Origin of the sequence: Desulfosediminicola flagellatus (assembly GCF_005116655.2) — a bacterium.
Lineage (GTDB): Bacteria > Desulfobacterota > Desulfobulbia > Desulfobulbales > Desulfocapsaceae > Desulfopila > Desulfopila flagellata.
In genome coordinates, this window is the sequence record NZ_CP050698.1 from 6,104,040 (window position 1) to 6,130,746 (window position 26,707).

Annotated in this window: 21 protein-coding genes; 16 read left to right on the forward strand and 5 right to left on the reverse strand. The window is 44.6% G+C overall.

Annotated elements, in window-relative coordinates:
- Positions 1-596: 596 nt before the first annotated feature.
- Positions 597-1,037 carry a flavodoxin domain-containing protein gene (locus tag FCL46_RS25295; protein WP_136809262.1) on the reverse strand — a complete coding sequence of 147 codons (441 nt, stop codon included), beginning with the start codon at positions 1,035-1,037 and terminating at the stop codon, positions 597-599.
- A gap of 540 nt (positions 1,038-1,577) precedes the next feature.
- On the opposite strand from FCL46_RS25295, the gene FCL46_RS25300 reads away from it, so the two are divergent.
- The 6 genes from FCL46_RS25300 (at position 1,578) to FCL46_RS25325 (ending at position 6,371) form a co-directional block, all read left to right on the forward strand.
- A complete protein-coding gene (locus FCL46_RS25300) occupies positions 1,578-2,162 on the forward strand; it encodes a helix-turn-helix domain-containing protein (protein WP_136809263.1) in 585 nt (194 codons plus the stop codon).
- A gap of 289 nt (positions 2,163-2,451) precedes the next feature.
- The gene (locus tag FCL46_RS25305; RefSeq protein ID WP_136809264.1) at positions 2,452-2,679 is read left to right on the forward strand and encodes a 4Fe-4S binding protein; all 228 of its coding nucleotides are present in this window, start codon (positions 2,452-2,454) and stop codon (positions 2,677-2,679) included.
- Between the two features lie 201 nt (positions 2,680-2,880).
- The gene (gene vorB / locus FCL46_RS25310; protein ID WP_136809265.1) at positions 2,881-3,939 is read left to right on the forward strand and encodes a 3-methyl-2-oxobutanoate dehydrogenase subunit VorB; all 1,059 of its coding nucleotides are present in this window, start codon (positions 2,881-2,883) and stop codon (positions 3,937-3,939) included.
- 3 nt (positions 3,940-3,942) lie between these two features.
- Positions 3,943-4,692 carry a thiamine pyrophosphate-dependent enzyme gene (locus FCL46_RS25315; RefSeq protein ID WP_136809266.1) on the forward strand — a complete coding sequence of 250 codons (750 nt, stop codon included), beginning with the start codon at positions 3,943-3,945 and terminating at the stop codon, positions 4,690-4,692.
- A complete protein-coding gene (locus tag FCL46_RS25320) occupies positions 4,686-5,255 on the forward strand; it encodes a 2-oxoacid:acceptor oxidoreductase family protein (RefSeq protein ID WP_136809267.1) in 570 nt (189 codons plus the stop codon). The genes FCL46_RS25315 and FCL46_RS25320 overlap by 7 nt, the downstream gene beginning before the upstream one ends.
- 60 nt (positions 5,256-5,315) lie before the next feature.
- Positions 5,316-6,371, forward strand: a complete 1,056-nt coding sequence (locus tag FCL46_RS25325) for a Glu/Leu/Phe/Val family dehydrogenase (RefSeq protein WP_136809268.1) — start codon at positions 5,316-5,318, stop codon at positions 6,369-6,371.
- 103 nt (positions 6,372-6,474) lie between these two features.
- Here the strand turns inward: FCL46_RS25325 and FCL46_RS25330 are convergent, their stop codons facing one another.
- Together FCL46_RS25330 and FCL46_RS25335 are read right to left on the reverse strand one after the other, a co-directional pair.
- Entirely contained in the window at positions 6,475-7,215 is a 741-nt protein-coding gene (locus FCL46_RS25330; protein ID WP_136809269.1) for a DUF4114 domain-containing protein, read from the reverse strand.
- A 710-nt stretch (positions 7,216-7,925) separates the two neighbouring features.
- A complete protein-coding gene (locus tag FCL46_RS25335) occupies positions 7,926-9,134 on the reverse strand; it encodes a molybdopterin molybdotransferase MoeA (RefSeq protein WP_136809270.1) in 1,209 nt (402 codons plus the stop codon).
- A gap of 411 nt (positions 9,135-9,545) precedes the next feature.
- Between FCL46_RS25335 and FCL46_RS25340 the strand changes: the two genes are divergently transcribed.
- The 4 genes from FCL46_RS25340 to FCL46_RS25355 all read left to right on the forward strand — a co-directional run bounded on the left by FCL46_RS25340 (position 9,546) and on the right by FCL46_RS25355 (position 15,732).
- A complete protein-coding gene (locus FCL46_RS25340) occupies positions 9,546-11,210 on the forward strand; it encodes a hypothetical protein (RefSeq protein ID WP_136809271.1) in 1,665 nt (554 codons plus the stop codon).
- 374 nt (positions 11,211-11,584) lie between these two features.
- Positions 11,585-12,769, forward strand: coding sequence for an ABC transporter substrate-binding protein (locus FCL46_RS25345; RefSeq protein WP_136809272.1), 1,185 nt, complete (start codon positions 11,585-11,587; stop codon positions 12,767-12,769).
- Positions 12,770-13,155: 386 nt separating this feature from the next.
- Complete coding sequence (locus FCL46_RS25350) at positions 13,156-15,039, forward strand: anthranilate synthase family protein (RefSeq protein WP_167505992.1); 1,884 nt, start codon at positions 13,156-13,158, stop codon at positions 15,037-15,039.
- A 192-nt stretch (positions 15,040-15,231) separates the two neighbouring features.
- The gene (locus FCL46_RS25355) at positions 15,232-15,732 is read left to right on the forward strand and encodes a hypothetical protein (RefSeq protein ID WP_136809274.1); all 501 of its coding nucleotides are present in this window, start codon (positions 15,232-15,234) and stop codon (positions 15,730-15,732) included.
- Here the strand turns inward: FCL46_RS25355 and FCL46_RS25360 are convergent.
- Complete coding sequence (locus FCL46_RS25360) at positions 15,702-16,820, reverse strand: adenylate/guanylate cyclase domain-containing protein (protein WP_136809275.1); 1,119 nt, start codon at positions 16,818-16,820, stop codon at positions 15,702-15,704. The two genes, FCL46_RS25355 and FCL46_RS25360, sit on opposite strands and share 31 nt — an antisense overlap.
- Positions 16,821-17,322: 502 nt before the next feature.
- On the opposite strand from FCL46_RS25360, the gene FCL46_RS25365 reads away from it, so the two are divergent.
- Positions 17,323-19,296 carry an FAD-containing oxidoreductase gene (locus FCL46_RS25365; RefSeq protein WP_136809276.1) on the forward strand — a complete coding sequence of 658 codons (1,974 nt, stop codon included), beginning with the start codon at positions 17,323-17,325 and terminating at the stop codon, positions 19,294-19,296.
- A gap of 139 nt (positions 19,297-19,435) precedes the next feature.
- Positions 19,436-20,884 (forward strand): decarboxylating NADP(+)-dependent phosphogluconate dehydrogenase, encoded by a 1,449-nt coding sequence (gene gnd / locus FCL46_RS25370; RefSeq protein ID WP_136809277.1) that lies wholly within the window; start codon positions 19,436-19,438, stop codon positions 20,882-20,884.
- A 33-nt stretch (positions 20,885-20,917) separates the two neighbouring features.
- On the opposite strand, the gene FCL46_RS25375 is transcribed toward gnd, so the two are convergent.
- The gene (locus FCL46_RS25375; RefSeq protein WP_136809278.1) at positions 20,918-21,109 is read right to left on the reverse strand and encodes a hypothetical protein; all 192 of its coding nucleotides are present in this window, start codon (positions 21,107-21,109) and stop codon (positions 20,918-20,920) included.
- 314 nt (positions 21,110-21,423) lie between these two features.
- Between FCL46_RS25375 and FCL46_RS25380 the strand changes: the two genes are divergently transcribed.
- The 4 genes from FCL46_RS25380 to FCL46_RS25395 are packed head-to-tail and all read left to right on the forward strand — an operon-like array spanning position 21,424 to position 26,687.
- On the forward strand, positions 21,424-23,268 hold the full coding sequence (locus FCL46_RS25380) for a PP2C family protein-serine/threonine phosphatase (RefSeq protein ID WP_136809279.1): 1,845 nt from the start codon (positions 21,424-21,426) through the stop codon (positions 23,266-23,268).
- A 2-nt stretch (positions 23,269-23,270) separates the two neighbouring features.
- Positions 23,271-25,805, forward strand: coding sequence for an ABC transporter ATP-binding protein/permease (locus FCL46_RS25385; RefSeq protein WP_136809280.1), 2,535 nt, complete (start codon positions 23,271-23,273; stop codon positions 25,803-25,805).
- Positions 25,780-26,295: a Crp/Fnr family transcriptional regulator gene (locus tag FCL46_RS25390; protein WP_136809281.1), complete on the forward strand. Its 516-nt coding sequence runs from the start codon at positions 25,780-25,782 to the stop codon at positions 26,293-26,295. Before FCL46_RS25385 ends, FCL46_RS25390 begins: the two co-directional genes overlap by 26 nt.
- Positions 26,292-26,687, forward strand: a complete 396-nt coding sequence (locus FCL46_RS25395; protein ID WP_136809282.1) for an ATP-binding protein — start codon at positions 26,292-26,294, stop codon at positions 26,685-26,687. The genes FCL46_RS25390 and FCL46_RS25395 overlap by 4 nt, the downstream gene beginning before the upstream one ends.
- Positions 26,688-26,707: the final 20 nt, after the last annotated feature.

Genomic DNA, 26,707 nt, shown 5'->3' on the forward strand with positions numbered 1-26,707 from the left:
TTGCCTAGTCAGAAGTTTTCTCACGAAAACTATAATCGCTGGAGGTGCTGAAGTTAAAGATAGATTTATTGCCAGGAGACTGTTGGGCTGAACCCTTTCTGCAGAGGCTTCACTTACCTGTTCACCTCGTAGTTATTGCCAAAAAAAACAATGCTTCAGGTAAGTGAAGACTCCGATTTTCACTATCTGACTGTATTTAATTCCCGGACAATGATTGACTTGAGCTAAAAAATGCTCAAGTCGACAGAAACGTAGGGTCTGTTATCGGCAAAAAAATGAAAAGTTTTGAGGTGTTCACAAAGAATTGTTGATTTTGTGGTAGGGAAAACAAAAGGCGGAGGCTGTGCTGACGCAGGAGAGTGTTAGGCTGCCTGGCGTTAAAGGCTGCCCGCGAAAGAGTGAGAGATGGTGTCTGAATGCTTTGGTATTACAGATGATGTTCTTGTTTCAAGGCTTGATACGTTCCTGTTTTTTGCAGCAATGTTACTACTCAAGTGAGCAGGATACAGTTGACGGATTACGTTGAGGGGGAGCACCCCTGAAATATGTGGATCTGTACTCCCCTGTCAGTCCCTAATTGTCACGAGTACCGAGCATTAAAGCTTTTCGCAAAAGGCTTTACCATAATCCTGACAAGCTTTTAATCCTTCCTGTGTTGTTATCATTGATTCGGTGAGGTTGAGTGGGCCGAGTTCAGTCATGTTCATTTTGAAAACATACTCCATAGTATCAAAAATCATGGGAGCCGACTCACCACTATGGGTATGCGAACCAAAAGCTGCGCCGGCTATTCCGGCGAGTTGAGCCGCTTCAGCGAGGAAGAGAAACTTTTTCATACCACCTGTCATATCTTTGTGGTAGGTGGGGCAACCGAATATGTAGCCATCATATCCCGCAAGCGTCTCTTTACCATCTATGCTTGATATATTTTTCAAATCCGGCTCATGGCCGGCAAAACGGATCCCTTCAGCAAGAAAATCAGCAATTTTTTCGGTGTTGCCTGTTCTGCTTGAATACGCAATGAGTATTTTTTTCATACGTGCTCCTTGAGCTTGAAGTTAATGGTATAAAAAACATGTTTAGGCTACAGCGTGGTATTTCGTTTAAATGCGATAACATATCTCAATTGGTAATTGATATTATCTAATAACTTTTACTGTTATTGTTTGCAAGGGAAAAAAGAACGTTTCGAAAAAAAGGGGGGAAGTATCCCACTGCACAATGCCGTTTATTAATAGAAGGATAGTCTGTCGTTTATCAACAATCGTAGTCCTTTCAAATAGACATTTACTACCCGTGATTTACAAGATGATGAGAGACATGGTATACAAACGTAGTTGCATGATAAAAACTCATCAAGGAGGCTTTCGGATTGAACCCTTTCTTCTCAACTTGGCGTTGTTGTCGAAAATTTAGTACTTGCCATAGAAATGATATTGCGAGCATTATTTTTTGAAACTTCTGAAGAGTTTGAGAAAAGGCCACTCTCGGACTCACTCTTAGCGAGTACACTCGTCTGTCCTGCAAAGGAGAGGTGACAATCAGTCTTTAAAAGCGTCTCTTCGTATTGAAATATAATGGCACATGATATCAATCATAAAGTAGCCTCCTTAGACATCGGCCATCAGGTCCGGGTCTTACGTAATCAACGGGGGTTGACTCTTCAGGAACTCGCCGAATTGACAGGGCTTTCTAAACCTAATCTTTCTCAGATTGAGAACAACCTTGTCACACCGCCTATAGCAACACTACTTAAGATTGCCACTGCACTTGGAGTGGCAATCGGATATTTTTTCAGGGAATCCTCTAAACCTTTAAACGTTGTAGTCACACGAAAAGATGATAGATGCGGAGTTGCGAAAGGCCCTCATATTTCACACATAGGTTACACCTATGAGCCATTAGCCTACACAAAGATCAATAAGAATATGGAACCCTTTGTGGTGGAAATGGAGGAGCGTGAGGCTTCAGACATTGTTTTCAACAATCACCGCGGAGAGGAATTTTTATTCGTTCTTTCCGGGCAGATTGAGTTTCGTTGCGGTGATGATGTAATCCTCATTGAAAAGGGAGACAGCATCTATTTTGACGCAGATATTCCTCATGGCTATAGAGGTGTTTCCGGTCCTGCAAAAGCATTGGCAGTAATTTTTCGACCATAATTTTCTGATCGGTCCTAATTCGTATTTCTCAGTAAGGTTTTCCCCAGCTGTTCTCCTTGTGGGACGATGGCCAGCACTTTGGCCATCGTCCTGTCTAATCGTGTTTTATTGCTTGACACAGCTCCCCTTTCTGCTACCATTTAGTTAAGCAGTAATTAACAAAGTTTATTTACCAGAAACAAGCGCTATTGCTGGAATTCATTTGTAATGGGATGTTATTTTTGAATAATTCCGGTGATGAGTGCCTGACAAGATCTGATGTAGAGATAGATATAGACGGAGGCAGAATATGGCAAAACCTAGAGGAAATATTCTTTTCGATAGTGAGCGCTGCAAGGGATGCGGGATGTGCCTGGCTGTTTGCCCTGAAAAGATTCTTTATCTGGATGAGAATGTGAGTAATTCCAAGGGATATCACCCTGCGCAAATTTCAGATTATTCCAGGTGTACCGGCTGTTGCAGCTGTGCACTCATTTGTCCTGATGTTGTTATCACTGTTGAAAGGTTAGCTGCGTAATTGTCAGATGATGAACAGTGAGAAGAGAAATCTAACGGTTTCCTGTTATATGCGCCAAGAGAAACCAGGTTTCTAGGAATTTGTTAAAGTGATATAATTCGTGTGTTTATTCTTATTTTCATGGTGTGGGTCGCTCATGGTTTAATGCGTAAATACACGGTTAATCTGGCGCCTGAGAATGATAGATGAGGAGGCGGTAAAATGGCCAAGACATTAATGAAGGGAAACGAAGCCCTGGCTCTGGCAGCAATAAAAGGTGGTTGTACACACTTTTTTGGCTACCCGATCACTCCTCAGAATGAAATCCCTGAGTTTCTTGCCCGTGAAATGCCGAAAGCCGGTGGCGTATTTGTACAGGCAGAAAGCGAGATAGCTGCAATCAATATGGTTTTCGGTGCTTCAGCAGCAGGTGCCAGAACCATGACAACATCTTCTTCCCCAGGTATAGCCCTGATGCAGGAAGGCATGTCACTTCTGGCAGCGGCTGAGTTACCCTGCGTGATAGTGAATGTTCAGCGCGGGGGGCCTGGTATTGGTGGAATCCAGCCGGCACAATCTGATTATTTCCAGATGACGCGTGGTGGTGGCAATGGGGATTACCGTATCCTTTCATTTGCTCCTGCAACTATTCAGGAATCTACCGAAATGATACAGGATGCTTTTGATCTTGCGGATAAATACCGAACGCCGGTTTTTATTGTGAGTGACGGCCTGCTGGGCCAAATGATGGAACCTGTTGAGTTTACAGAAAGGCCTAAAGCCAGCTTGCCTGAAAAATCCTGGGCAGTTGTCGGCCATGGAGGCAAGCGAAAGGCAAACAGTATAACGACTGTACGTCTTGCTCCCGAGGCGCTGGAACAAACTAATCTTAACCTGCAGGCTAAATACAATCTGATAACGCAGGACGAGACACGCTGGGAAGAGCAGGATATCGAATCTGCAGAGATAATCCTCACAGCATATGGCTCTATGTCCCGAATTATCAAAAACGTGATTGCCCGGCTAAAGAGCGAATCGATAACTGCCGGCTTGATTCGCCCGAAGACTCTCTGGCCTTTTCCTGCAAAACCATTTCAGAACCTGCCTGATTGTTGCCGTGCTGTTCTTTGTGTTGAGATGAGTTGTGGGCAGATGGTGGATGATGTCAGGCTGGCGGTTAACGGAGCCAGACCGGTAGATTTTTATGGCCGGGCCGGTGGAGTTATTCCATCGCCTGATGAGGTAGTAGAAAAGGTAAAATCTCTTCTTGGGAGGAATTAACTCATGTCAGTGATATTTGCAAAGACAGATGGCCTCACCGAGAAGGAAACCCACTATTGCCCAGGCTGCACTCACGGAATTATTCATAGACTGCTGGCGGAGGTGCTCGAAGAACTTGGGCTACTCAATGATTCGATAGGTTGCGCTGCGGTCGGGTGTTCTATTTTCTCCCACAGCTATCTAAATGTCGATATGGTGGAGTGTGCTCATGGGCGTGCCCCAGCTGTGGCTACAGGCATAAAGCGGGTTCATCCGAACAAACCTGTTTTTACCTATCAGGGAGATGGGGATCTCGCATCCATAGGTACTGCTGAGATTATCCATGCTGCCCACAGAGGTGAGAAGATCACAACCATATTTGTCAATAATGCGATTTATGGCATGACGGGCGGGCAAATGGCTCCCACAACTCTTCCTGGCCAGAAAGTGACAACTGCGCCCGAAGGACGAGACGTTGAGCATAGCGGGATGCCTCTCAAGATATGTGAGATTTTCGCACAGATTCCGGGTGTCGCGTATATTGAGCGGGTTTCTGTGCATAGTCCTGCTGCAATACGAAAAGCCAAGCAAGCGATAAGACGAGCCTTTGAGGCGCAGGTTGCCCGTAGGGGGTTTACCATGATTGAAGTGCTTTCAACCTGTCCGACAGGGTGGGGACTCTCGCCCGTTGAAGCTCTGCAATGGCTCAAGGAAAACATGATTCCCTACTATCCGCTTGGCGTATTCAAATCGGTGGAGGACACAACATGCTAAACGAAAAAGTTATTTGTGCAGGATTTGGCGGCCAGGGTGTGATGTCAATTGGGCAGTTGCTGGCCTATGGCGGAATGCTTGACAACCATAATGTCACGTGGTTGCCATCATATGGACCGGAAATGCGTGGCGGAACTGCGTATTGCAGTGTGATGATCTCGAAAGAACCCGTCGGATCACCTGTTATTTCAAGGGATGCAACCAGCGCCATCGTAATGAATTTGCCATCCCTCAGAAAATTTGAGAGCTATGTCATTAGCGGTGGTGACCTGTTGATTAATAGTTCGATGGTGTCAGAGTTAGCAGAAAGAGACGATCTCAACTGCTACTATATTCCGGCTAATGATATTGCTAAGGAGTGCGGTAGCGACCGTGCTGCCAATATGGTTATGCTTGGTGCCTACCTGGCCATCCATCCGGTAGTTTCACAGGCTAGTGTCAAAAAGGCGTTTCTTAAAGTTTTCGGCGATAAGGCTGAGAAACTCCTGGAACTGAATATGTCCGCCATCGAGGGCGGTGCAGCCAGTGTCAGAGATACTCTCAGGCTGAACCGTGCGGCTTGAGGGGATAATTGAACAGATTAAAGGAAAACATTGTAAGTATATGTAACACCGGAGCATGTCATGAATGTCTATACTGAATTGGATGTCGATGGGTACGAACGTGTTGTTCGTTGTGATAACAGTGCTGTTGGTTTTACTGCATGGATAGCCGTACACAACACTGCCCTTGGCCCGGCCCTGGGAGGTTGTCGAGTATGGCAGTACGATTCTGAAGAGGCCGCGTTAACCGATGTACTACGGCTAAGTAAAGGGATGACTTATAAGAATGCACTTGCCGGATTGTCGTTGGGTGGCGGTAAGGGTGTTGTTAATACAGATCTTTCTTCAGTGAACAGGAAAACACTGTTTACAGAGATCGGCAGGTTTGTCGAACATCTTAAAGGCCTCTATATTACCGCGGAAGATGTGAACAGTACCGTTATAGATATGGAGATTGTAAAAAAACAGACTGAGTATGTCGCAACTGTTGGAGCCAGCGGCAATCCGAGTCCGTTTACTGCTCTTGGTGTGTATAACGCTATCCTTGCAGCAGTAAAGTATAAACTAGGAAGGGATAATCTTGCCGGACTAACAGTTGCAATCCAAGGTGTCGGGGAGACAGGTGGCCGACTTGCAGAGCGGTTGTATGCTGATGGCTGTAACATTGTTGTTGCTGATGTAAATGTCAGAAATATTGAGGTGCTTAGAAGGAAAATCTCCTTTGATCTGGTTTCGGCAGAAGAGATTTATGACGTTGAATGTGATATTTTTGCCCCATGTGCACTTGGGGGCATTCTTAATAATATAACAATCCCTCGTCTTAAGTGTTCCATTATAGCAGGAAGTGCTAATAATCAATTGCACACGGAAGATGATGGCTATGCTTTGCGAAGACGGAAAATTCTCTATGTGCCAGACTTTGCGATTAATGCAGGTGGTGTGATTAATATCAGCTGCGAAATAGGGCAGCAATATTCATCGCAAAAGGCAAGAGAAGCAACAGCTAATATAGGGAAAACTATTAAGAACATAATAGAACTGGCAGAACAGCAGAAATTACCAACCAACATTGTGGCCAATATTCTTGCTGAAGAAAAATTCATTAAGGAAAGTTTGCCGAAAAGGAAAGCGGTGTAGATGATAATTGGTAACTTATCTGTAGTGATACACATAGGTGCAGCCCTTTACCTATCCTGGGGCTGCACTTATGTGTTATGCTGCTGTTGGGATTAATATGTTATTAACTTTTTGACTTTCTTCTGCGTTGAAGACCTGCAAGACCAGCGAGACCAGTACCAAATAACAGCATTGTTGTAGGCTCAGGTACTGGATTTACAGATTCAACCATAACGACAAAATCCGCATAATCTCTATCACCTCCACCACTGAGATCTTCCCATGCAAAAATGTATTCGTTATCTAACCATTTTCCTGCCGCTGCACCAGGAAGCTGAATTGTATCACCGTTTCCACCTTGGTATGCTGCCATGTGATCAATTCCATCAGCATTTAAACTGGTATCACTGTAAAAAGGACCTTGAGGAGAGCCGAGGTAGAAGCCAAATGAATTTCCAGCAAAGTCAATTCCAGTATCGTTAAAACCTAAAAATACGCTTCCATCCAAGCCTATTTCAAGAAGTGTACGATCGCCAGCCCCATTTGCTCCTGCAAAAATCTCAACAGAGTTTGTCTTGTCTGTAGAGTCGTAAACACCGAAAGTTGTGATGTTTTTAAATCCAGCAAGTTCAACGATTAATCTGGTAAATGCACCGCCTGAGCCACCAATACTCCAGATTGAATCACCAGAATCATGGAGCATGTCATTTTTTACGTCAACTGAACTTGGTCCGCCAACCGTGAAACCATCAAAGACTCCCTGTAAATTGGCACCATTGATAACTGGAGTAGCATATGAACTCCCTGCACTAAATCCTACAACTACTAAAGCTACCAATGCACTTCGAATTATTGTCTTTTTCATCAGTTCCTCCCTAAACGATTCGTTCACAGATTCGAGAGCGAATCGTGATTTCGTTTTGAATGTCAGCCGACATTCCCCTTATGAGGTGCCAATTAACCCATGTCACCTGTGCTATAGAACTTAACCAAAATGAATATATGAGCAGGCCATCTGGTTGGAGTTCTGTGTGATGAGCCGCCCCTTCTTTTATTAGGTGACTCAAACTGTCTGGCTTCACATAACTATATGCATTAATTATCATTATCAACTAAAAATAATAATTATTTTGGAAACCTCTGGAATATAAGGGTCTCCAGCCTGTATAATTAAAGATTATGTAAAGTATATTGTCTATCCTGCCAAAAACATGCAGTATTTACAGGTAGTAGTTAGGCGATATAGCGAAGTTGGTGGTGTATTTACCTGTTTCTCAGTTGAAAATGAGGTGTCATGAGAATTGATAGTTCAATGGCAGAGGATTGGAGGCAAAAAAACGAAAAAAGCGTCAAGTAGACTTGCGGACTTGATACTGGCAGACCATGTATAACTGATCGACTTTGGGTCGAGTAGGTGGAGTGAACGCTTATTGGTTGACGATGCTACTGAAAAGAAACATTGAGTTAACTGGAAAAAGAAACATCAGCCCGTATTTCTCATCAACAAAATAATGAGAAATACGGCTTGCCAATTCACGAATGTGCTATGGTTTTAGGTGAATAAGCTCTCCGCTCTTAAAAGCTGCTCAGTGATAATGGCGATACAATGAGGTGGATATCTACTGTTTCACCTGCAGAGAAGCCCAGTTTATCCGGTGGGAAAACAACGTAGCAGGTAACAGAATCATGTTTGTTCACAGATTTGACCAGACATTTACCATGTTCGAAAAAGAGTGATGCAGCAGTCAGTTGCATCATTCCCGATCGCCTCCTGCTAATGCTGTCACAAAGCTGTGCCTCAATGGTCTGAGGGTATAGCGTCGAAAGTCCCTGTAACTCTAATAGTGTTGGTCCGACAATACTGTTCATCAGGGCGCGAACGGCATTTGGAGGCCCTGGCAGGCCAAAAAAAAGCGTTCTGGCAATAGTACCGAAAAGAGAGTTCTTGCCGGGAATGAGATTGAGCCGATTGTAGATAACCTCCCCTGAACAATCACGAAAGCATTGTTCAATCAGATCATATTTTCCCGGCCCCATGCCGCCTGTGCTAATAACGACATCAAAATCGCTTTCCGCGATCTTCGAAAACATTTCACGTATTTTATCATCCGTATCGGTAACAGTCCCGAGATATACAGGTTCTCCTCCTGCCTGCTTGATGCTTCCTTCAAGAAGATGCCTGTTTGAACAGATTTTTAACCCTGCATGTAATTCAGCTACAGAATCAACAAGTTCACTGCCCGAACAAAAATACCCGACTTGCGGCTTTCGATATACTTCGAGGTGCTGATGTCCGACAGCGGCGAGCAGACTGAGAATATCCGGAGTGATGACCGAGCCGGCTGATACTATTTTTTGATCTATAGCAATCTGACTTCCGCATTTTTGGATATAGCTGTCAGATCGATTTTGAGCTTCAGGAGATATTGAGAGAGTGGTTTCTTCAACGGTGCATTCTTCCTGAGCGAATACTCTGGAGCCACCATTGGGAATCATTCCTCCAGTCATAATTCGAGATGCCTGGCCAGGTGCCAGCGACAATGCTGTAGTGTTACCAGCTTGAATTACCCCTGCGACAGAATAAATGCACAACTCCTTTGTGTCATTTTCACGGTACGAGACGACATAGCCATCACGCATAGATTGTGTGAATTCAGGCTGTGGCACTTTGGCAAAGAGATCTTTGGCAGTAACACGTGTAAGACCCTCCTGCAGGGATACCGATTCTGTTGCTGTCGGGGAAAGTGTGCTGGCGATAGCCTGTCGGCAAGTAGCATAATCCATAAAACAAAGGCCTCGTTGGGGTTGTGAATAAAAATCCGGCAGATACGCAGCTCAGCATACATGTATTTGTGGAGGCTTTAAACCTTCAAATTTCATGGGGAGAAATGGGGGGAAGGTTGCGGGAGCCACGTGTTGATATGCTGGTTCATTGATATAAAACGTTTGTCCGCCTTTTTGACTTAACATGTGTCAAAAACTCGTCAAACAATGGTTTGTTTTAATGAGATATCAGGATGTTTCGGATAATGCTGATAGTGCCAGCTCTTTTAACCACTGTTAAAATGGTAAAACTTTACAACGCTTAGGTCGATACGTCTGGTAGACCCAAAATGTATGGATCAAATTTTGCAAAGTTACGGATGAGCACCAATCAATAACTACGCAGTAACTATAACAGCAAGATGGATCGCTATGGATAGACAGATAACGCTTCAACCTGACCGTGCAGCTGTTAGATTTTCATCTCCAGTAAAGACAGACAGCAGTGGATCGACAAGCTTCGAGAAAATGCTCAATGATTTTAACGAGAATAATTCTACAATTATATCAAAAACTGAACCTGCCAAAGTGGTATTGGTCGGTGAGATTACACAGGAAAAACGGACGGTTTCTGAACTGCTGATGCAGCATGATGAGTTGAAAAAAAACGGTTGGAATATTTTGTCATCATCTCAGAACCGTAACAAGGATTACACCAATTTACAGGCTGGTACGCGCATTTATTACGACCGGGAAAGCGGGACGCTGAGTTGGTCGGGTAAAGACCAGAGCACGCCAGCTTCTGAAGTGTACAGAAATAGAGTGCAGTTTACACCGCAACCTATTGTTACAGTGCAGAAGCAGGAAGCGCTGCCTGTTAGCCCTGCAATACTCGAACTTGGTGAAATCAGTAATAGCCAGCCAACAGTGTCTCATTTGCTTAAAGCTGATCAGGGTTTAGGGAGCGAAACCTGGAATATTCTCGCTGCAGCACCGAATTCAACCAAAGATTTTTCCAGTCTGCCTCCTGGCACAAAAGTCCTCTATGATAGCACCACAAGAGAAATATCCTGGCAACTGCCTGGTAATAGCGTAGTCTCAAATCCTGCATCAGGAGAACTATTGTCGCCAGCGCAAGAAGCTTCAGTAGAACCTGCGTCGCGTACAACTGTTATGCAGCCGGCTCCGTTTGAGCAGAGAGCGCCTGCAAATCAGGGGCAGCAGATACTTCTGGGGACGATTGACTCAAATAACAGTACCGTTTCTCATCTGTTAATGAATAATCCGGAATTTAAAGATCAGGCCTGGCAACTGCTGAATAATAGCGTGAATATCAATAAATCATTTAACCAGATACCTGTAGGGGCTGAAGTGTTCATTGAGCCGGGCACTATGGAAATTAGCTGGACCGGCGGGGAACAGAGCCGTGCGGCAACTCCGGTACTTTCCGCAACACTTGTGAAAACCGTACATTTGGAAAATGAATTTGCAGAATCCGCAATACCGGCGGCGGATCTTATAGAAGCAGTTCAGCCGTTTATTGGTAAATCATACAAGGATATTGACTGTTATGAGTTGCTGGTGAAAGGACTGCGGAGAATGGATATTCCCTATGAGGGAAAAGACGGACTGTTTAATAAGTTGACAACAATGGCAAAGGAGAAAGGTTTGCCGGTGAATGCCTACTTAAACGGTGAAGGAATTGTTAAAGCCGCAGGCACGCTTGTTTTATCCAAAAGCTATCCCCGGATGGGAAATTGGAAGGATGACGCGAACACGCTGATCCGCGAGATGGAACCGCTACTGGATAAAGGCCAGATCCTTTCGTTTTCAACTGAGAAGCGCGGGCATACTGGAATTGTCTCACAACAGAATGACCAATGGACATTTATCAACTCGGGCAGACTCGATAATTCTCTCACTGACAATAGTGTTTCCAGAGGAGTCGGCGAAGAGGTGCTGCAGGATGAGATACGCAACTGGTTTAAATTGGCACACTCGAAGGGTGAAAGTCTATCAGTAACTCTCGGCCAATTAGAGCAGCAAAAGGTCCTTACTGCATATAATATGGCTGGTAAGTTCTCACGACAGATATAACTCCGTTACTTTTTCTTTATTGCTGATCGCGAAGACGATTCGGGGAATAAAGAGAGGATACTAAAGCATTAAAAAAAAGGGGCATACCTGGTTTTAGGTATGCCCCTTTTTAATGAAACACTTTCGGTCAGTGTGTTGTGCGATAGAGGTTTGCAGATAATTCTGTCACGTGGGCGGGCTGGGTTTGATACCCTGAAAGCCTGACAATTACTGAGATTTTATTTGTTTTGTTTGTTGAGAAATATCATTTATTTTCGGTTGATTAATCGTCTGTTGATCGTGTAAGTAACAGGATTATTGCACGTTTTGAGAACGTTTCTGAGGAGAAGCAGAGTCGAAAAAATGATGTTTGAGATTTTATTCGGAGAGAAATAATGACCCCCACACCCACCAAATCGTTGAATGTAGCAGTTTTTGTTACTGTACTATTGTTGTTGACGCTTACTGCAACAGCGCAAGCAGTTCAATCCATCAAGATTGGGCTGAATTTCCCATTGACAGGTGATCTTAAAGATATGGGTATTACAAGCCGTGAAGGGGCTGAAATTGTCCGAGCGGAAGTGAACGCGGAAGGAGGACTATTGATTGGAGACAAAAGATATCCGGTCGAGTTTATTTATGCCGATAATGAATCAAATGTAGAAAAAGCAGTCAGCGGTGCGCTGAATTTGATCTCCCGCGAGAATGTACTCGGTATTATTGGTCCTTGTGCCAGTTCAAATGCTATACCAGTTGGTGGAATTAGTGAATCGTTCAAGATACCGATGGTCTCATCAACCTCAACAAACCCGAAGACCACCCTAAAACGGCCGTTTGTATTCAGGGCCTGTTTTCTCGATAGTTTTCAGGGAGAGGCCATGGCACGTTTTGCAACGAAGGAATTTAAGGCTGAGAAAGCAGCAGTTCTTTTTGATTCCGAAAATGCATATCCCAGAGGACTTGCCGAATTTTTTAAATCGGCATTTGAGGGGATTAAAGGGCCTGGTTCAGTTGTCGCTTATGAAAGCTATGAGGCTGATGACAGTGATCTTTCCGCCTTACTCGCTACTATAGTAAAATCTGATGCAGATGTTCTTTTTGTACCGCAGTATGCCCATGAGCTACCAAATATCCTTAAACAGATTCGGGCTGCCGGCTGGAAAAAAAGCGTATTAGGTGGTGATGCCTGGGAAGCCTCTGATCTTATGGAAAATTGCGGAGACCTCTGTAAGGGGCTGTATTTCAGTTCGCATTTTGCAGCGGTTGGAGCAAAAGGTATTGCAGGAGATTTTGTTGAGAGGTATCAGGCTCAGACGAAACAGAGCCCTACAGCTTTTGGTGCCCTTGCCTATGATGCCACAAAACTGATGCTTAAGGCTATTTCCCGGGTGGATGATTTTACGGGGAACCTTTTTATTGATCGTGCGGCGGTTAAAGAGCAGCTTGCTTCGATACAGGGCTTTCAGGGTGTCTCCGGTATCGTTAACATGAACGCGAGTGGTGATCCTGCAAAAAGTGCAGTTGTTATCCGAATTACAGAAAACGGCGAGTTTGAGTCATATTCTTCAGAGGCACCATAACCAGATCCTGTAAAATTCTGCAAAATATGAGCAGATAAAAAAGACGAAGTTGACATATGAACGTCAACTTGCTAGCTTTGGCATGTTCTCATAAATAGAAACATCACAATACACACAAGACAACAAACGGATTACGATACAAACCATGCAGAACACATCTTCCACATCTATCCTGAGCTGGTGCAGCACCAACTGGCGTAGCTGGCAAAACTGGCGCAGATATGGTGACGGAAGTTGGCACTGAGATAGTTCTTAATACGTTTTTAATATTAGGCCCTTGCAGACCAATTTCAGGTCTGCAGGGGCTTTTTTTTATTTTTTTCTCCAGAAGAGAGCCAGGGACCTGAAGCAGGTGTTGCACATCCAGACTCAACAGGAGAATGAAAATGAAACAATTACTGCAAACCCTTTGTGAAGGTTCCACCCCGTTTTGTATCATTCAGAAACAGGACAGTGAAGAGATTCTGATAGTTACGGGCGAGAATGGCCGGTTTCGTAACATCGCGGATATTCCCAGAAAGCATGATGACACTGATGGACGTTGCATCTACGACACTATTAGCGTGGTGCCTTTTTGTCAGATACGTGAGCGTGGTTATACCGTTCGTGATGAGGGTGAGGAGATTCTGACAATAGTGATTTCTTCTCAGCATGAGGTGGATGCAGAAGAGTTTTTGGGACTTCTCCCTTCTGAAGAGATCTGTTTGCAGGAAGATATTTCTTACGATACTACCGAAGCAGAATACGCAACTATCATTAAAAAAATTGTTAATGATGAGATCGGTAACGGTGAGGGTGCCAACTTCGTTATACCGAGAAATGCCACCGGACGAATTGCCGATTTTTCAGTGCCACGCGGTCTGACAATTTTTAAATCACTGCTTGAAAATGATTATGGAACCTACTGGAAATTCATCTTCTACGACACCGACAGATTCTTTATCGGCTCCACACCTGAACGACACCTGTATGTGAAAGGTGGGCGGGTTAAGATGAATCCTATCAGTGGCACGTTCAGAAAAGATCGTAACTGGTCAAAGAGAAAAGCCTTTAAGCAGGATCTTCTCCATTTTTTGAGCGACCAGAAAGAGATAAACGAACTATTCATGGTGGTTGATGAAGAATTGAAGATGATGGCAAAGATGTGTGACCGCGGTGGGGCAATTGTCGGTCCCTTATTAAAAGAGATGTCAAAGCTTATCCATTCTGAATACCTGCTCGCGGGTGAGAGCGATAAGGATATTTTTGAGTTGTTTACAGATTCAATGTTTGCAGCCACGGTTGTTGGAAGCCCTGTAGAAAATGCCTGTAATATCATTGCCAAATATTCAGAATCTTCCAGAAGGTATTACGGAAGCGCGATGATGCTTGTCGGCAGGGATGAAAAGGGGGAAGATTTTCTTGATTCCCCTATTACAATCCGCACTGCAGAGGTAGATGTTACAGGTAAGATGTACTTAAGCGTCGGGGCCACTCTGGTAAAAGATTCAATACCTGAAGAAGAAGTGCTTGAGACCCGCGCAAAAAGTGCCGGAATCCTCGCAAGTATCACCGAACCTCATCGGAAATGTACTGGTGGACCACTGTTAACCCGTTTGTATAACGATGATGAGATTATTGAGACACTTGTTCAGCGTAACCAGAACCTCTCAAATTTCTGGTTTTTCAGGCAGGAAGGAAGAGGAGTAGCAAACAGCAGTGGTACGAAGGTTCGTATCACTATCATCCATAATGAGGATGACTTTGTATATATGCTGCGCCACATGTTCAGCTGTATGGGTATAGAGGTCTCGGTGGTTCGCTTCAGTGAATACGACATAGAGCGTGATACCAGTGATATAACTCTTCTCGGACCGGGACCTGGTAACCCGAATGAGCAGGATGTGGAAAAAATAGCGATCAATAACAGTATTGCCGCAGAGCTTATCCGGCGCAAAAAACCGTCACTCTTTATATGTCTTGGCCACCAGATACTCTGCAAATCCCTCGGGTTTGAGGTAAAGCGCAAAGATAAACCATTGCAAGGCTCTCAGGTAAAAATAAACCTGTTTGGCAGAGAAGAACTGGTCGGTTTTTACAATACTTTCGCGCCACAACTTCCAGGTAAACCTGTTGAGATGGAGGTCTCTTCTATTCCTGAAACAAACGAGTTGATCGGGCTTCGTTCGCAACACTTTATCAGCTATCAATTCCATCCAGAATCGCTGCTTACCAAAAATGGTTTTAACATACTCCAGGAGAGTATTGAGCACCTGCTGAGAGCATGCTGATAGGTTTTTTGCTTATATAACGGCCCAATATCTGGTGTCACCTGCTATTCGGCCGTTATTGTGTAAATACCTTAACGATATCTGCTACCTCAGATAAATTACCATATTTTCAAAATCGAGAGTCTATAGTATTACTTTGGCCTGATTGCTTTTGCTTGAATTAATACTATATAAAAACGGGTGGTTGGTGAAATGAAAAGAATATTTTTATTAGCGATATTTGGGGTTCTTATCGGCTCTGGAACTTCTTTTGCAGCAGAAGTGGAAGAGTTACGCACTGCCAGAACGGATAGTTCTTTTTCGGTGCAGGCTGAGTATCTCTATGATGTCTGGTTGAGCGGAAATATTGGCGCGAAAAAGAAAACAATGAAGGTCAAAATAGATGAAGTGAAAATTACAGTGCCAAAGGGAGATCGACAACTTTCCTACCTGTCATTCGGGCTTGCCGCATCAACTGACAAGGGGTGGAAAATCATCCGTGAAAGTGAAAGATATAGTATCGATCGGTTACTGAAGACAAATGAGACGTTGAGTATTAGGGATATACGGCTCTCTTTTCCTGTCTCCGGTAACTACAGGAAAAGTGGTTTAAAGCTCACTGACCTGCACGGGGCAAAAGGCTGGTTTGTCTTTACGATTGGATTACAAGGTGGTGGGACCACCTATGCCCATGCGGCGTTGGACCGGGAGTAGTTTACCCGGGCGAGTTCATTGTTTTGGTCAAGTTCCCGAAACAGAACACGATGGGCGGAAACAGGGTTGTCATTATGTTTGAACTGCAGAGAGCAGGCATCAGAAAAGGCAAACTGATTCTGCAAAAGGGAATAGGTCGATGTGGATACACAAATTTCGTTACCGGGGCAGTTTGCTTCTAGTCGGGCAGCGAGATTTACGCCACTTCCCAGCACTGTATAGTCGCAGAAATCTGTAGAACCGATTGTACCGGCAACCACTTCATCAGTGTTGATCCCTATTCCAAGCAGTAGCTCTATTCCGAGCTGCTTTCTCCATTTCACCCTGATTTCTTCCATAACCATTTGCATTTCTATTCCAGCCAGGACAGCATTTTCTGCATGATTATCCATAGGTATCGGGTTGCCCCAGACGACCATTATGGAATCACCAATAAGCTTATCCACTGTCCCGCCATGTTTCCTGGCTATGTTTATTAGCTTGCCAAAACAGTCACGTAATATGCTGATTACAACCTCAGGTGGGATTTCTTCACACAGTCTTGTAAAACCCCGTAAGTCGGCAAAAAGGATAGTTACCGTTTTGCGTATACCGTCCTGGTTGAGCATGTCAGGGTTTTTGATCAGCATTTCTGCGACCTTGGGTTCAATATAGGTTCCCAGGGTTTTGCGTATACCATCTTTTTCCTGCTGCAGAAAGGACTCTTCCCAGGCGAGAACACGAATAGTTGAAATAACAGATCCTAATAATGGTGCCAGAAGTGGAATATATATAGATGATCCAGAAGCATAGGAATAGGACAGTACAAGATAAAAAAACCAGATAATGATGATATATAATATGCCTTTGCTTGCACCTTCCTCGCTGATAATGAGACCCGGTAGAAACGTATGGAACATGATGATGAATATCATAATGTTTGTTGGCAGGGGGGTGTAGTGTGTTGCGGGATCCAGGGAGATCAGCAGGGCATCGAAGGACGTGAAAATATCAAGGAATTGCAGGGTACAAAGAGTAAACCCCATGAGAAAAGAGACGCAGAGAAATACTCTCAAGCGTGAATAGTCTTTTTTTAAATGAAAATTCATAATCCAGTGCCTGAACAAAAAAGCATGTAGGTACCCTTAAAATCATATTTATCTTTAAGGGAGGAAGACGAGTTAGAGTGCTGTTGGTGCTGTAAATTCCTGAAATCGGATCCAATTCTGAAAACATTACTGGACAAGAGCGTAATCTTCAATAAGAAAGCGTTATTTGTTATGAACATTTGTCGAAAAATGCGCTGGTATTTTGTAGCCCTGTATCTATTTGTTCATATTCATGATCTTTTGTTGAAGTATCGGATGGAAAAAATCATTCAAATCCCGGAATGAAATTCAGTGATGTATACTCATATCTAAGACGATGATTAAAGAAGGTGAGCCTGAAGTCCATATCAGAGATTTTGAGCCAGTGGGTGTGGACGATAGAAGCATGATGTCCCGCAGAACCCGACTTTTGAAATCTCAAAGAAGCAGAGATGGATAGATAGTTCCAATTTGAAAACGGTGTGCTTCAGAATGAAAATATTGAGGTAGGAGGTAAGAGTAGATGGATGAAAAGGTATGTCTTACGGAAACTGATCTGGCTGGTTTGGGGAATGTTTTTCGAGCCAATGTAGACATTCAGGATCGCAAATATGGCTTTCCATCGAAAACATATGCGCGCTGTTTTGTCGGTGAGGAGGCAGTGCAGAAGCTGATGGAATCCGGTCTGGCTTCAGATGAAGAGGATGCTATCCGTTTGGGTAATATTTTACTTGAGAGTGGTTTTTTTCATCATGTACAGCGAGCGCATGTGTTCAAGAACGAATACCTTTTTTATCGTTTTGCCTCAGATGAAGACCATGGTCGGGTGCCTGATCAAATGGCTGGTATGGTTTCGGTGAAATGGTCGGATTTTCTGGGAGAACTTAAAGCCGTGAGAGGTGCAGGTGGTTCTTTGCAGGCAACTGTTCCCGGGCCGGACGCCGATCTTGCCGATATGGAGCAGGTCGATCTTGAAGCTGTTGGTATTTCGCCCTTAGATGAATATAATGCAGCCCTTTTGGATAATGTTCATCCGAAAGAGTGGCAGGATCCCGATCCCAAGTCAAACTACAACCTTGTCGTGATTGGTGCAGGTGCAGGTGGACTGGTTACTGCTGCAGGTGCTGCAGGGGTTGGAGGACAGGTTGCTCTGATCGAATCTCATCTCCTTGGCGGAGATTGTTTAAATGTCGGATGTGTTCCTTCAAAAGCCCTGCTTCGTTGTGCTAAGGCTGCTGCGGCTGTTCGTGATGCCCATGAGTACGGTGTGAAAATAGATGGTAATGTCTCAGTAGATTTTGGTTTTGTGATGGAGCGGATGCGAAAGTTGCGTGCCAGGATATCTCCCGTTGACTCAGCGGCCAGATTTTCCAGCCAACTCGGTGTTGATATGTTTCAGGGGCGTGCAGTATTTACCGGGAAAAACAGCGTAATGGTAAACGGCAAAACCCTCAAATTTGCTAAAGCAGTTATCGCTACAGGCGGAACTGCTGCAATCCCTAAAATTCCTGGCCTAGAGGTTGCGCGTTATCAGACCAATAGCTCTATTTTCAATATAACTGAGTTACCCAAACGATTGGGTGTAATTGGAGCAGGCCCAATCGGTCTTGAACTTGCTCAGGCTTTTCAACGTTTTGGTTCAAAGGTTACTGTGTTTTCCCGGAGTGGGACAATACTGCCTAAAGAAGACCCTGAAGCGGCAGAGCTGGTCAAGACTTCCATGATAAAGGATGGCGTGACCTTTGCTTTTAACTCAAGCTATAAATGGGTTAAAGGGACAGCAGATAACGAGATAATTCGTGTGGCTGTGGATATTGCCGGCGAAGAGAAGATCATGGAGTTTGATGAACTTCTCATTGCCACCGGCCGTAAACCTTCAGTGACCGGACTTGGGCTCGAGAAGGCGGATGTTGAGTTTGATCTGAGAAAAGGAGTCCTTGTCAATGATAAACTCCAGACCTCCAATCCAAATATCTATGCGGTAGGTGATGTTGCCAGTAAATATCAATTTACTCATATGGCTGACTTTATGGCACGGCTGGTGATAAAAAATGCACTGTTTTTCGGTCGCGATAAGGTGTCGGACCTGCTTGTTCCCTGGGCCACTTATACCGATCCTGAAGTTGCCCATGTCGGTTTGTATGAAAAAGATCTGGATGAACGGGAGATTGCCTACACCACCTTCAAACGTGAATTCTCTCATGTTGACAGGGCAATAGTCGATGGCGAAGAGCAGGGGTATGTAAAAATTCATGTTGCAAAGGGCAAGGGACAGATACTCGGCGCAACAATTGTCGGCAGTCATGCAGGAGACATGATAAGCGAAGTCTCAGTTGCAATGCAGGCGGGAATGGGGCTTGGTAGTCTGGCAAGTGTAATACATCCTTATCCGACAGCGGCAGAGGCAATTCGTCAGTGCGGTGATGCCTATAACCGCGAGAGGCTGACACCTGCGGTAAAGGGCATTTTTCATAACCTTATGGCACTGAGGAGATAGCTGCTGACTGTATGGTTATCACCAGGGCGATTAAGCTTATGTGGAGTGTTTTGCAATCAATGCTTGAAACAGTGCGATGGTGTGTGGATACTTCCATAGAAGGGCTTGTCAAATCGCATTTTAACATGAGAGAGAAATCATGAAACATACAATGGGTGTTGCAGGGCTGGCAGTTATGGGGGAAAACCTTGTACTGAATATGGTATCGAAAGGTTTCTCTGTTGCTGTATACAATCGCACATATGCAAAAACGGAACAATTCTTAGCAGGCAGAGCGCAAGGGAAGGAAATTTCCGGTTTTCAGCAGGTTGAAGATTTTGTTGATGCCCTGGAGTCACCACGCAAGATCATGTTAATGCTTAAGGCGGGGCCTCCTGTCGACCAGTTTATAGAGCAGTTATTACCGCATCTTTCACCTGGTGATATTGTTATTGATGGTGGTAATTCCAACTACCACGATACCACTCGAAGGGTAGCATATCTCGAAAGCAAAGGATTACATTTTATCGGTAGCGGTGTTTCCGGAGGTGAAGAAGGAGCTTTGAAAGGACCTTCCATAATGCCTGGTGGTTCAGCAGGAGCCTGGCCGTATGTAGAGCCTGTTTTCACTGCTATTGCCGCAAAAGTCGATGACGGGTCTTCGTGTTGTGCCTGGATGGGGCCTGAGGGAGCAGGCCATTTTGTAAAGATGGTCCATAACGGTATCGAATATGGAGATATGCAGCTCATTTGTGAGGCATATCACTTCATGAAATCGGTCCTTGAAATGTCTGCAGCTGAAATTCACTCAGTATTTATAGAATGGAACAACGGAGAACTGAGTTCGTACCTGATTGAGATAACTGCTGAGATTACCGGTTTTCTCGATGAAGATGGTGAACCCTTACTCGATAAAATTCTCGATGCGGCAGGGCAGAAGGGAACCGGTAAATGGACAGTGGATGCAGCACTCAATTTTGGCGTACCGCTCTCGCTGATCAGTGAATCTGTTTTTGCCCGCTGTCTCTCAAGCTTTAAGGATCTACGTGTTGCCGCTTCGAAGCAAATAAGCGGCCATGTCTATAGCTTCGACCATGAAAAAGAGACAATGCTTAAAGATCTGGGACGAGCATTGTATGGTGCTAAAATCATGTCGTATACTCAGGGATTCGGACTGTTGCAGGCTTCTTCAAATGAGTTGGGATGGAATCTTAATTACGCCGAAATTGCCAGAATATGGCGTGGCGGCTGCATTATCAGATCGGCATTTCTCGACCGGATTACCGATGCCTTTACTAAAAATCCGGGTCTGACCAATATGCTGCTCGATCCATATTTTCTTGGGATGATTGTAGATATCCAGGGGAGTTTGCGCAGGGTGGTGCGTACTGCGGTAATGGCGGGTATCCCGATGCCATGCCATAGTGGAGCAATCAGCTACTTCGACGGATTGCGTACCGCCAGACTGCCTGCAAACCTGCTTCAGGCACAGCGTGATTATTTCGGGGCGCATATGTATGAACGTGTCGACAAGCCGCGAGGCGAGTGGTTTCATACAAACTGGACAGGAGAAGGTGGAGACACCACGTCAACGACATACTCAAAGTAACATGCCTGACGTATGATGTGTTATTTTCGCAAATTAAGAATCAAGCAATCCGGCAGCTTTCCAGAATGGTTTGATATTTAATGCTTCTACCAGGTACTCTTCCCAGTGCTCTTCAGAATGAATACCGGTGAACTTCTCAGTATATTCATTTTTAATCAGTTTTTGCATTCGGTTGCTGGTTAGCCGCCACTCAATAGCGAGGTCATAGCGCTGTTCTGGTGTCATGTATTGTCTCCTATAAAGATTAAGTCTGGTATCACTATAGAAGAATCGTCTTACATAAACCTTAAAGGCCCTGTAAAGACGAGATGAATTTTGAAATATATCATCTTTCCAGACAGTTGGCTGATGTGTTTATGGTGCTGTGCGTGAAGAAAATACATATAGCTATATCTTAGGTATAGGAGATGTATGTGTTGTGCCCTTGCATCAGTCACATATTGCGAATTTGAAATTGTCAATTCCGGAAAGCTGGCTATATAGTATAATATAAACAGAATTTTACTTTCTAACCCTCAATCCCCCGGCATACATACAACATGCAACTGTTTCGGATATTACAGCCACGTACGCTGCAGCAGCGCAATACCCTCTATATACTGCTGCCGACGTTGATAGTGCTGTCGCTTATGGGACTGGTCAGTTTGATGCTGGTGAGGCAGGTGCTGCTGAAGCAATGGGAGGAAACAGCTATTGCAAAGATGCAGCGGGCAGCTTTTGAAGTAGATCAGCGATTGTTACGTCCAAAACGGGTGCTTATGCTTTATCAGAAGCATGCCGGAGAAGAGTTTAATCGTCAGATTTCACGGTTTTTATTGGGAAGACTTCGGGAGATGGAGGGAGTCGTTCAAGTAAATTTTGAATGGGATGAACTGGAGCAGCCTGTCACCAACACACATACAACGGGGATGGGTTCCCGTGATGGAATGCGGTCTATGCAATATTCAAGAATGAGAACCCTGGATGTTACTCCGCCGCAATATGACGCTGATTTGCAGGGTGAGACGGTGTCGCTTGTTAGCGAATTCCACGATCTGGATAACCGTAAAATAGGCCAGTTGGTTGTGAAAATTTCTTTCTACGACCTTATCGACAGGATCGTCAAAACTCCCTGGTGGAAGAGTAATAAAGCTTTTCTGGTAGATCAGAAGGGACATATACTTGCCCGTACAGAGTTGTTTGAAGAAGCGACAGAGCCTGTTGATCCGACACGGCTATTCGGAACAGAAAGCAATTTGGAACAAAAAACGCTTGGTGCATTGCAAAAAGAGAGTTTCGGAACTGTTTTTGGTGAAGGTATGCCGCCAGAAGAAGTGAGCGGCTTCTATCGTTTGCAGGAGGCTCCCTGGACGATGGTGCTGATAGCGCCCGGCAATCTGGCTTTGCAACCTATCCTGAAGTTCAGGAAATACTATTTTCTCACTGGTGGTATCGGTATCATTCTAGCGCTTCTGCTGATACGTCTGACGACAAGTACTACTGCTCATGCCATCAGCCGGGTGACAGATGCCGCACGCAATCTGGCCAAAGGTGAATTCGGCGAACCGCTGGTTGAACGGGGGCAGGACGAAGTCGCTCAGCTGACAAAGAACTTCAACATAATGACTCGCCAGCTCAAAGAACGCATGCTGTTGCAGGAAGCAATGGGGGTAGCACGTGAGGTCCAGCAGAATCTATTGCCGCAATCGAGTTATCGGCTGGAAGGGCTTGATATCAGCGGGGCGAGCCTCTATTGCCAGGAAACAGGCGGGGATTATTACGATATTCTTCCCGATAAAAAAGAGCAATGCAGGGTGAATGTTGTGCTTGGTGATGTTGTTGGGCACGGTATCGGAGCTGCACTGCTTATGGCCTCAATCCGTGCATTTATTCGTTGCCGTACAGCGTTACCGGGAAGCCCGGCAGAGGTGATTGGCGACGTAAATGAACTCCTTTGTAGAGATACCGAACGGTCGGGAAATTTTGTAACACTTTTTTATCTGGTTCTTAACCGGGATGAGCACCAAGTTCAGTGGGTCCGCTGTGGCCATGATCCTGCGATTGTGTATAATTTGGTGAATAATACCTTTTCAGAGCTTCGTGGAGAAGGGCTTGTGCTCGGATTCGACAGTGAATGGGAGTTTAAGGAGAGTACCCTCAATTTACCTGATGAATCCATAATTCTTCTGGGGAGTGATGGCGTATGGGAAACGGAAAATGAGCATGGTGAACAATTTGGCAAGGAGAGATTGAAGGATCTGATTGCCAAAAAACATCATCAAAGCTCAGAGGAGATCACCACTGCAATAACAGATGAAGTGACCCGCTTTAGAGGGAATAAACCGCAAGACGATGATGTTACACTTGTTGTCATTAAGACGACAGTGTGCAAAAAGAACACGTGAAAATGAAAAAAGACTCTACGCAAACATCACCGCCTTCGGTAATTGAAAGATCACTCTTTTACTGGGTGGTAAAGGGCAATGGCAAGCTGCAGGTTGTATTGTTGATTGCTATTCTGCTTGTTGTTGTTGCGCGTGTACTTCCACTTGAAATGCAGAAGAGAATCATTAATGAATCAATAGCGTTGAGGCAATTTGATCATCTGGTTCTCTATAGTATTATTTATCTCAGCTCTGTTGCAGCCGCAAGTGGCCTGAAGTTGGGTATCAACTACCTGCAGACGATCATTGGTGAGAAGGCAATGGTGGCAATGAGGCGGGAGCTGTACAAGCACATACTCACGCTACCACTTGCTTTTTTCCGAAAAACACATCCGGGAATGGTAGTCTCTTCACTTGTAACCGAATTGAGTACAGCCGGATCATTTGCAGGAATGGCCATTGCTGTCCCGCTGACTAATATCCTTACCTTGCTGGCAATGGCTGGTTATCTGCTCTGGCTCAATACTAAACTCGCTTTGGCAACGCTTGGAATTTACCCGATTATTGTTTTTCTTCTTCCTTATCTGCAGAAGAAGGCGAATAGCGCCAATACTGTGCGGGTAGACTTATCTCGAAAAGTTGCCAGCCAGATTACCGAATCAATAACAGGTATTCAGGAGGTACAGGTTCATGGTGCCTACAGCCGTGAGAACAGTAAATTCGGAGAGTTGGCAGAGCTGCTGCGCAAGGTTCGTATACGTTGGACATTTCTTCGCTTCGGGATAAAAACCACCAATAATTTTTTCGTAAGTCTCGGGCCATTTATTGTATTTATGTTCGGTGGTTATCTTATTCTACGCGGTGAGTTGGAACTCGGTGCCATGGTAGCATTTCTTTCTGCTCAGGAGAAGCTGTACGATCCCTGGAAAGAGTTGATAGATTATTATCAGGTGTATCAGGATGCGAAGATTCGTTACGAGAGAACCATGGAGCATTTTGCAGCAAGTCCAGATTTTGATCCGGAATATATCACTGATCAGACGCACACCTTCACTGGTGGAATAGTTGTGGAGAATTTGTGTTTTGAAACCGCCGAAAGAACACGACTTCTTGATGATGTCAGCTTTTCACTTGACCCGGGAATGCACCTGGCTGTAGTTGGATTTTCAGGAAGCGGAAAATCGACATTGGTACAGTGTATTGCACGTATGCACAAATATAGTGCCGGACAGATCACTATTGACGGGTATGATGTGCAAGAGCTCACCAAAAAAGACATAATTAGTAATGTCGGATACATATCTCAGAATCCGTTTGTCTTTACCGGCTCCATACGGGAAAACCTTCTGTACGCGGATCAGGCGGTACGCGAAATAGGTGTGAGTGACGATAAGGTTGAAAAAGTGGAGATTCCACGTGATCGGCTTATTCTCTCCCTGCAGCAGGCCGGGCTGTTTGTTGATGTCATGCGATTTGGCCTGGAAAGTCTGCTCGAGGCAGACAATAAAGAAATGGCGAAGAAAATTGTCCAAGTCCGGAAAAGCTTTAGTGAGAATTTCGGGGATCGTCTTTCAGGATATCTGGAATTTTATAACGCAGAACGATTTCTTTATTATTCAACGATTGCAGACAACATTCTGTTTGGAACAGCTCTCGACCGTACCTTGAGTATAGATAAGCTGATAAGCAATGAAAAGATGCTTGGTTTTCTGCGACATGCCAATCTGAAGACACCATTGCTGGAGTTAGGTATTGAGCTTGCGCGGCAGACTGTTGATATCCTGGCCGGTTTTGATAAGGTCGATATGTTCTTTAAGTACAGTCCGCTGGAGCCGGAGATGCTTGGGCAGTGTAAAAAACTGCTTGATTACCTGCAGAATCATGAGCCTTCAGAATTGAATGAGAAAGAAAAAATCTTTTTTATCAAGCTGGCTCTCAGATTTATTCCTGGAGTACACAAAACCGCAAGTTTGACACCAGAACTTGAACAAATGATACTTGCCGGTAGATCAGTCTGGGTTAAGTGGAGTGAAAAGCATTATTCCGGTAAATTCAGTCATTATGATGAAAATACATATATTTTCGATCAGTCGATCTTAAATAACATTTTCTTTGGCAGGGTGCGAACCGATTTGCCTCATGCCCAGGAGAAGATCAACCAGGCAATTATTCAGTTGTTGATCGAGCAGGACGTTCTCGAGGAAATTGCGGGTATCGGGATGGAATTCGAAGTGGGTAGCATGGGTGACAGGCTCTCCGGTGGACAACGGCAGAAACTTGCAATTGCAAGAGTATTGCTTAAACAAGCCAAGATTATCATCATGGATGAAGCAACCTCGGCGCTCGATAATAAATCCCAGACCCGCATCCAGAAATTGATTGAAACACGTTGGAAGGGTAGAAAAACTGTAATTTCAGTAGTACATCGCCTTGATACAATCAAAAACTTTGATAATGTGGCGGTTATGAAGGCAGGAAAAATCATCGAATTCGGGCCGTATTCCAGCCTGATGGAGAAAAAGGGGGTACTGTATGAGCTTGTCTCTGGAAGGCGGTAACAGGCAGATCCCGGAGTTGCAGCGAAACATGGAAATCCTCAAAGAGGTGTCATTTTTTGAAGGTTTTCCGGTGGAGGTACTGAAACTTCTGGCATATTTATGCGTCCGTGGAGAGTATGAAGAGGGGGACATCATTTTTGAGAAGGGTGATGATCCCGGAATGGCTTATTATATCTTATCAGGTTCGACTGTGCTCGTTCGGGATGGTAGTCAGGGGGAGGAAAAACTCAGAAGCTATGCCGCAGGCGAATTCATTGGCGGATTTTCATTGCTCGGACCGATGCCTGCTCTTTTTACATTACGGGCTGAAACGCAACTATCGGCGATTATTCTCACCCGGGAACAATTTACCAAAGTACTGGAGCAGCATGTTGAGTTGAATCCGCTGTTGAGAAAGGCAATGCTCAAGCAACTTCGGCGCTGGGAAAAGCTCAACATCGAAGAACTTGATACCTGCTGTCTGCAGAAAGTCGGTGTAACGTTGCTATGAAAATCACCTTCCAGCTTAAGGCATCACTTGATCGGCTATGTTCGCTCTGCAAAGCTGTTGAGACGTTGCAGAATTCGATGTTCTGCTCTGATAAGCAGATGTTCGAAATAGTGCTGATGCTGGAAGAACTGTGCGCGAATGTGATAAATTATAGCGGAGCCAGGTCTATTGAAGTGAATTTGTATAAGCACTGGGAAGAACTGGTAATCACCATTACCGATGACGGTGATCCATTTGACCCGACAAAATTGCCGGAGGTCGATATAACTCAGCCGCTTGAGAAGAGATCGCCAGGGGGCCTGGGTATTCATCTTGTACATCATTATTCAGACAGTTTTGAATATACGCGCAAAGATAATAAAAATATTGTGACCCTGAAAAAGGTCATTTAAAACATATATTGTATAGGATA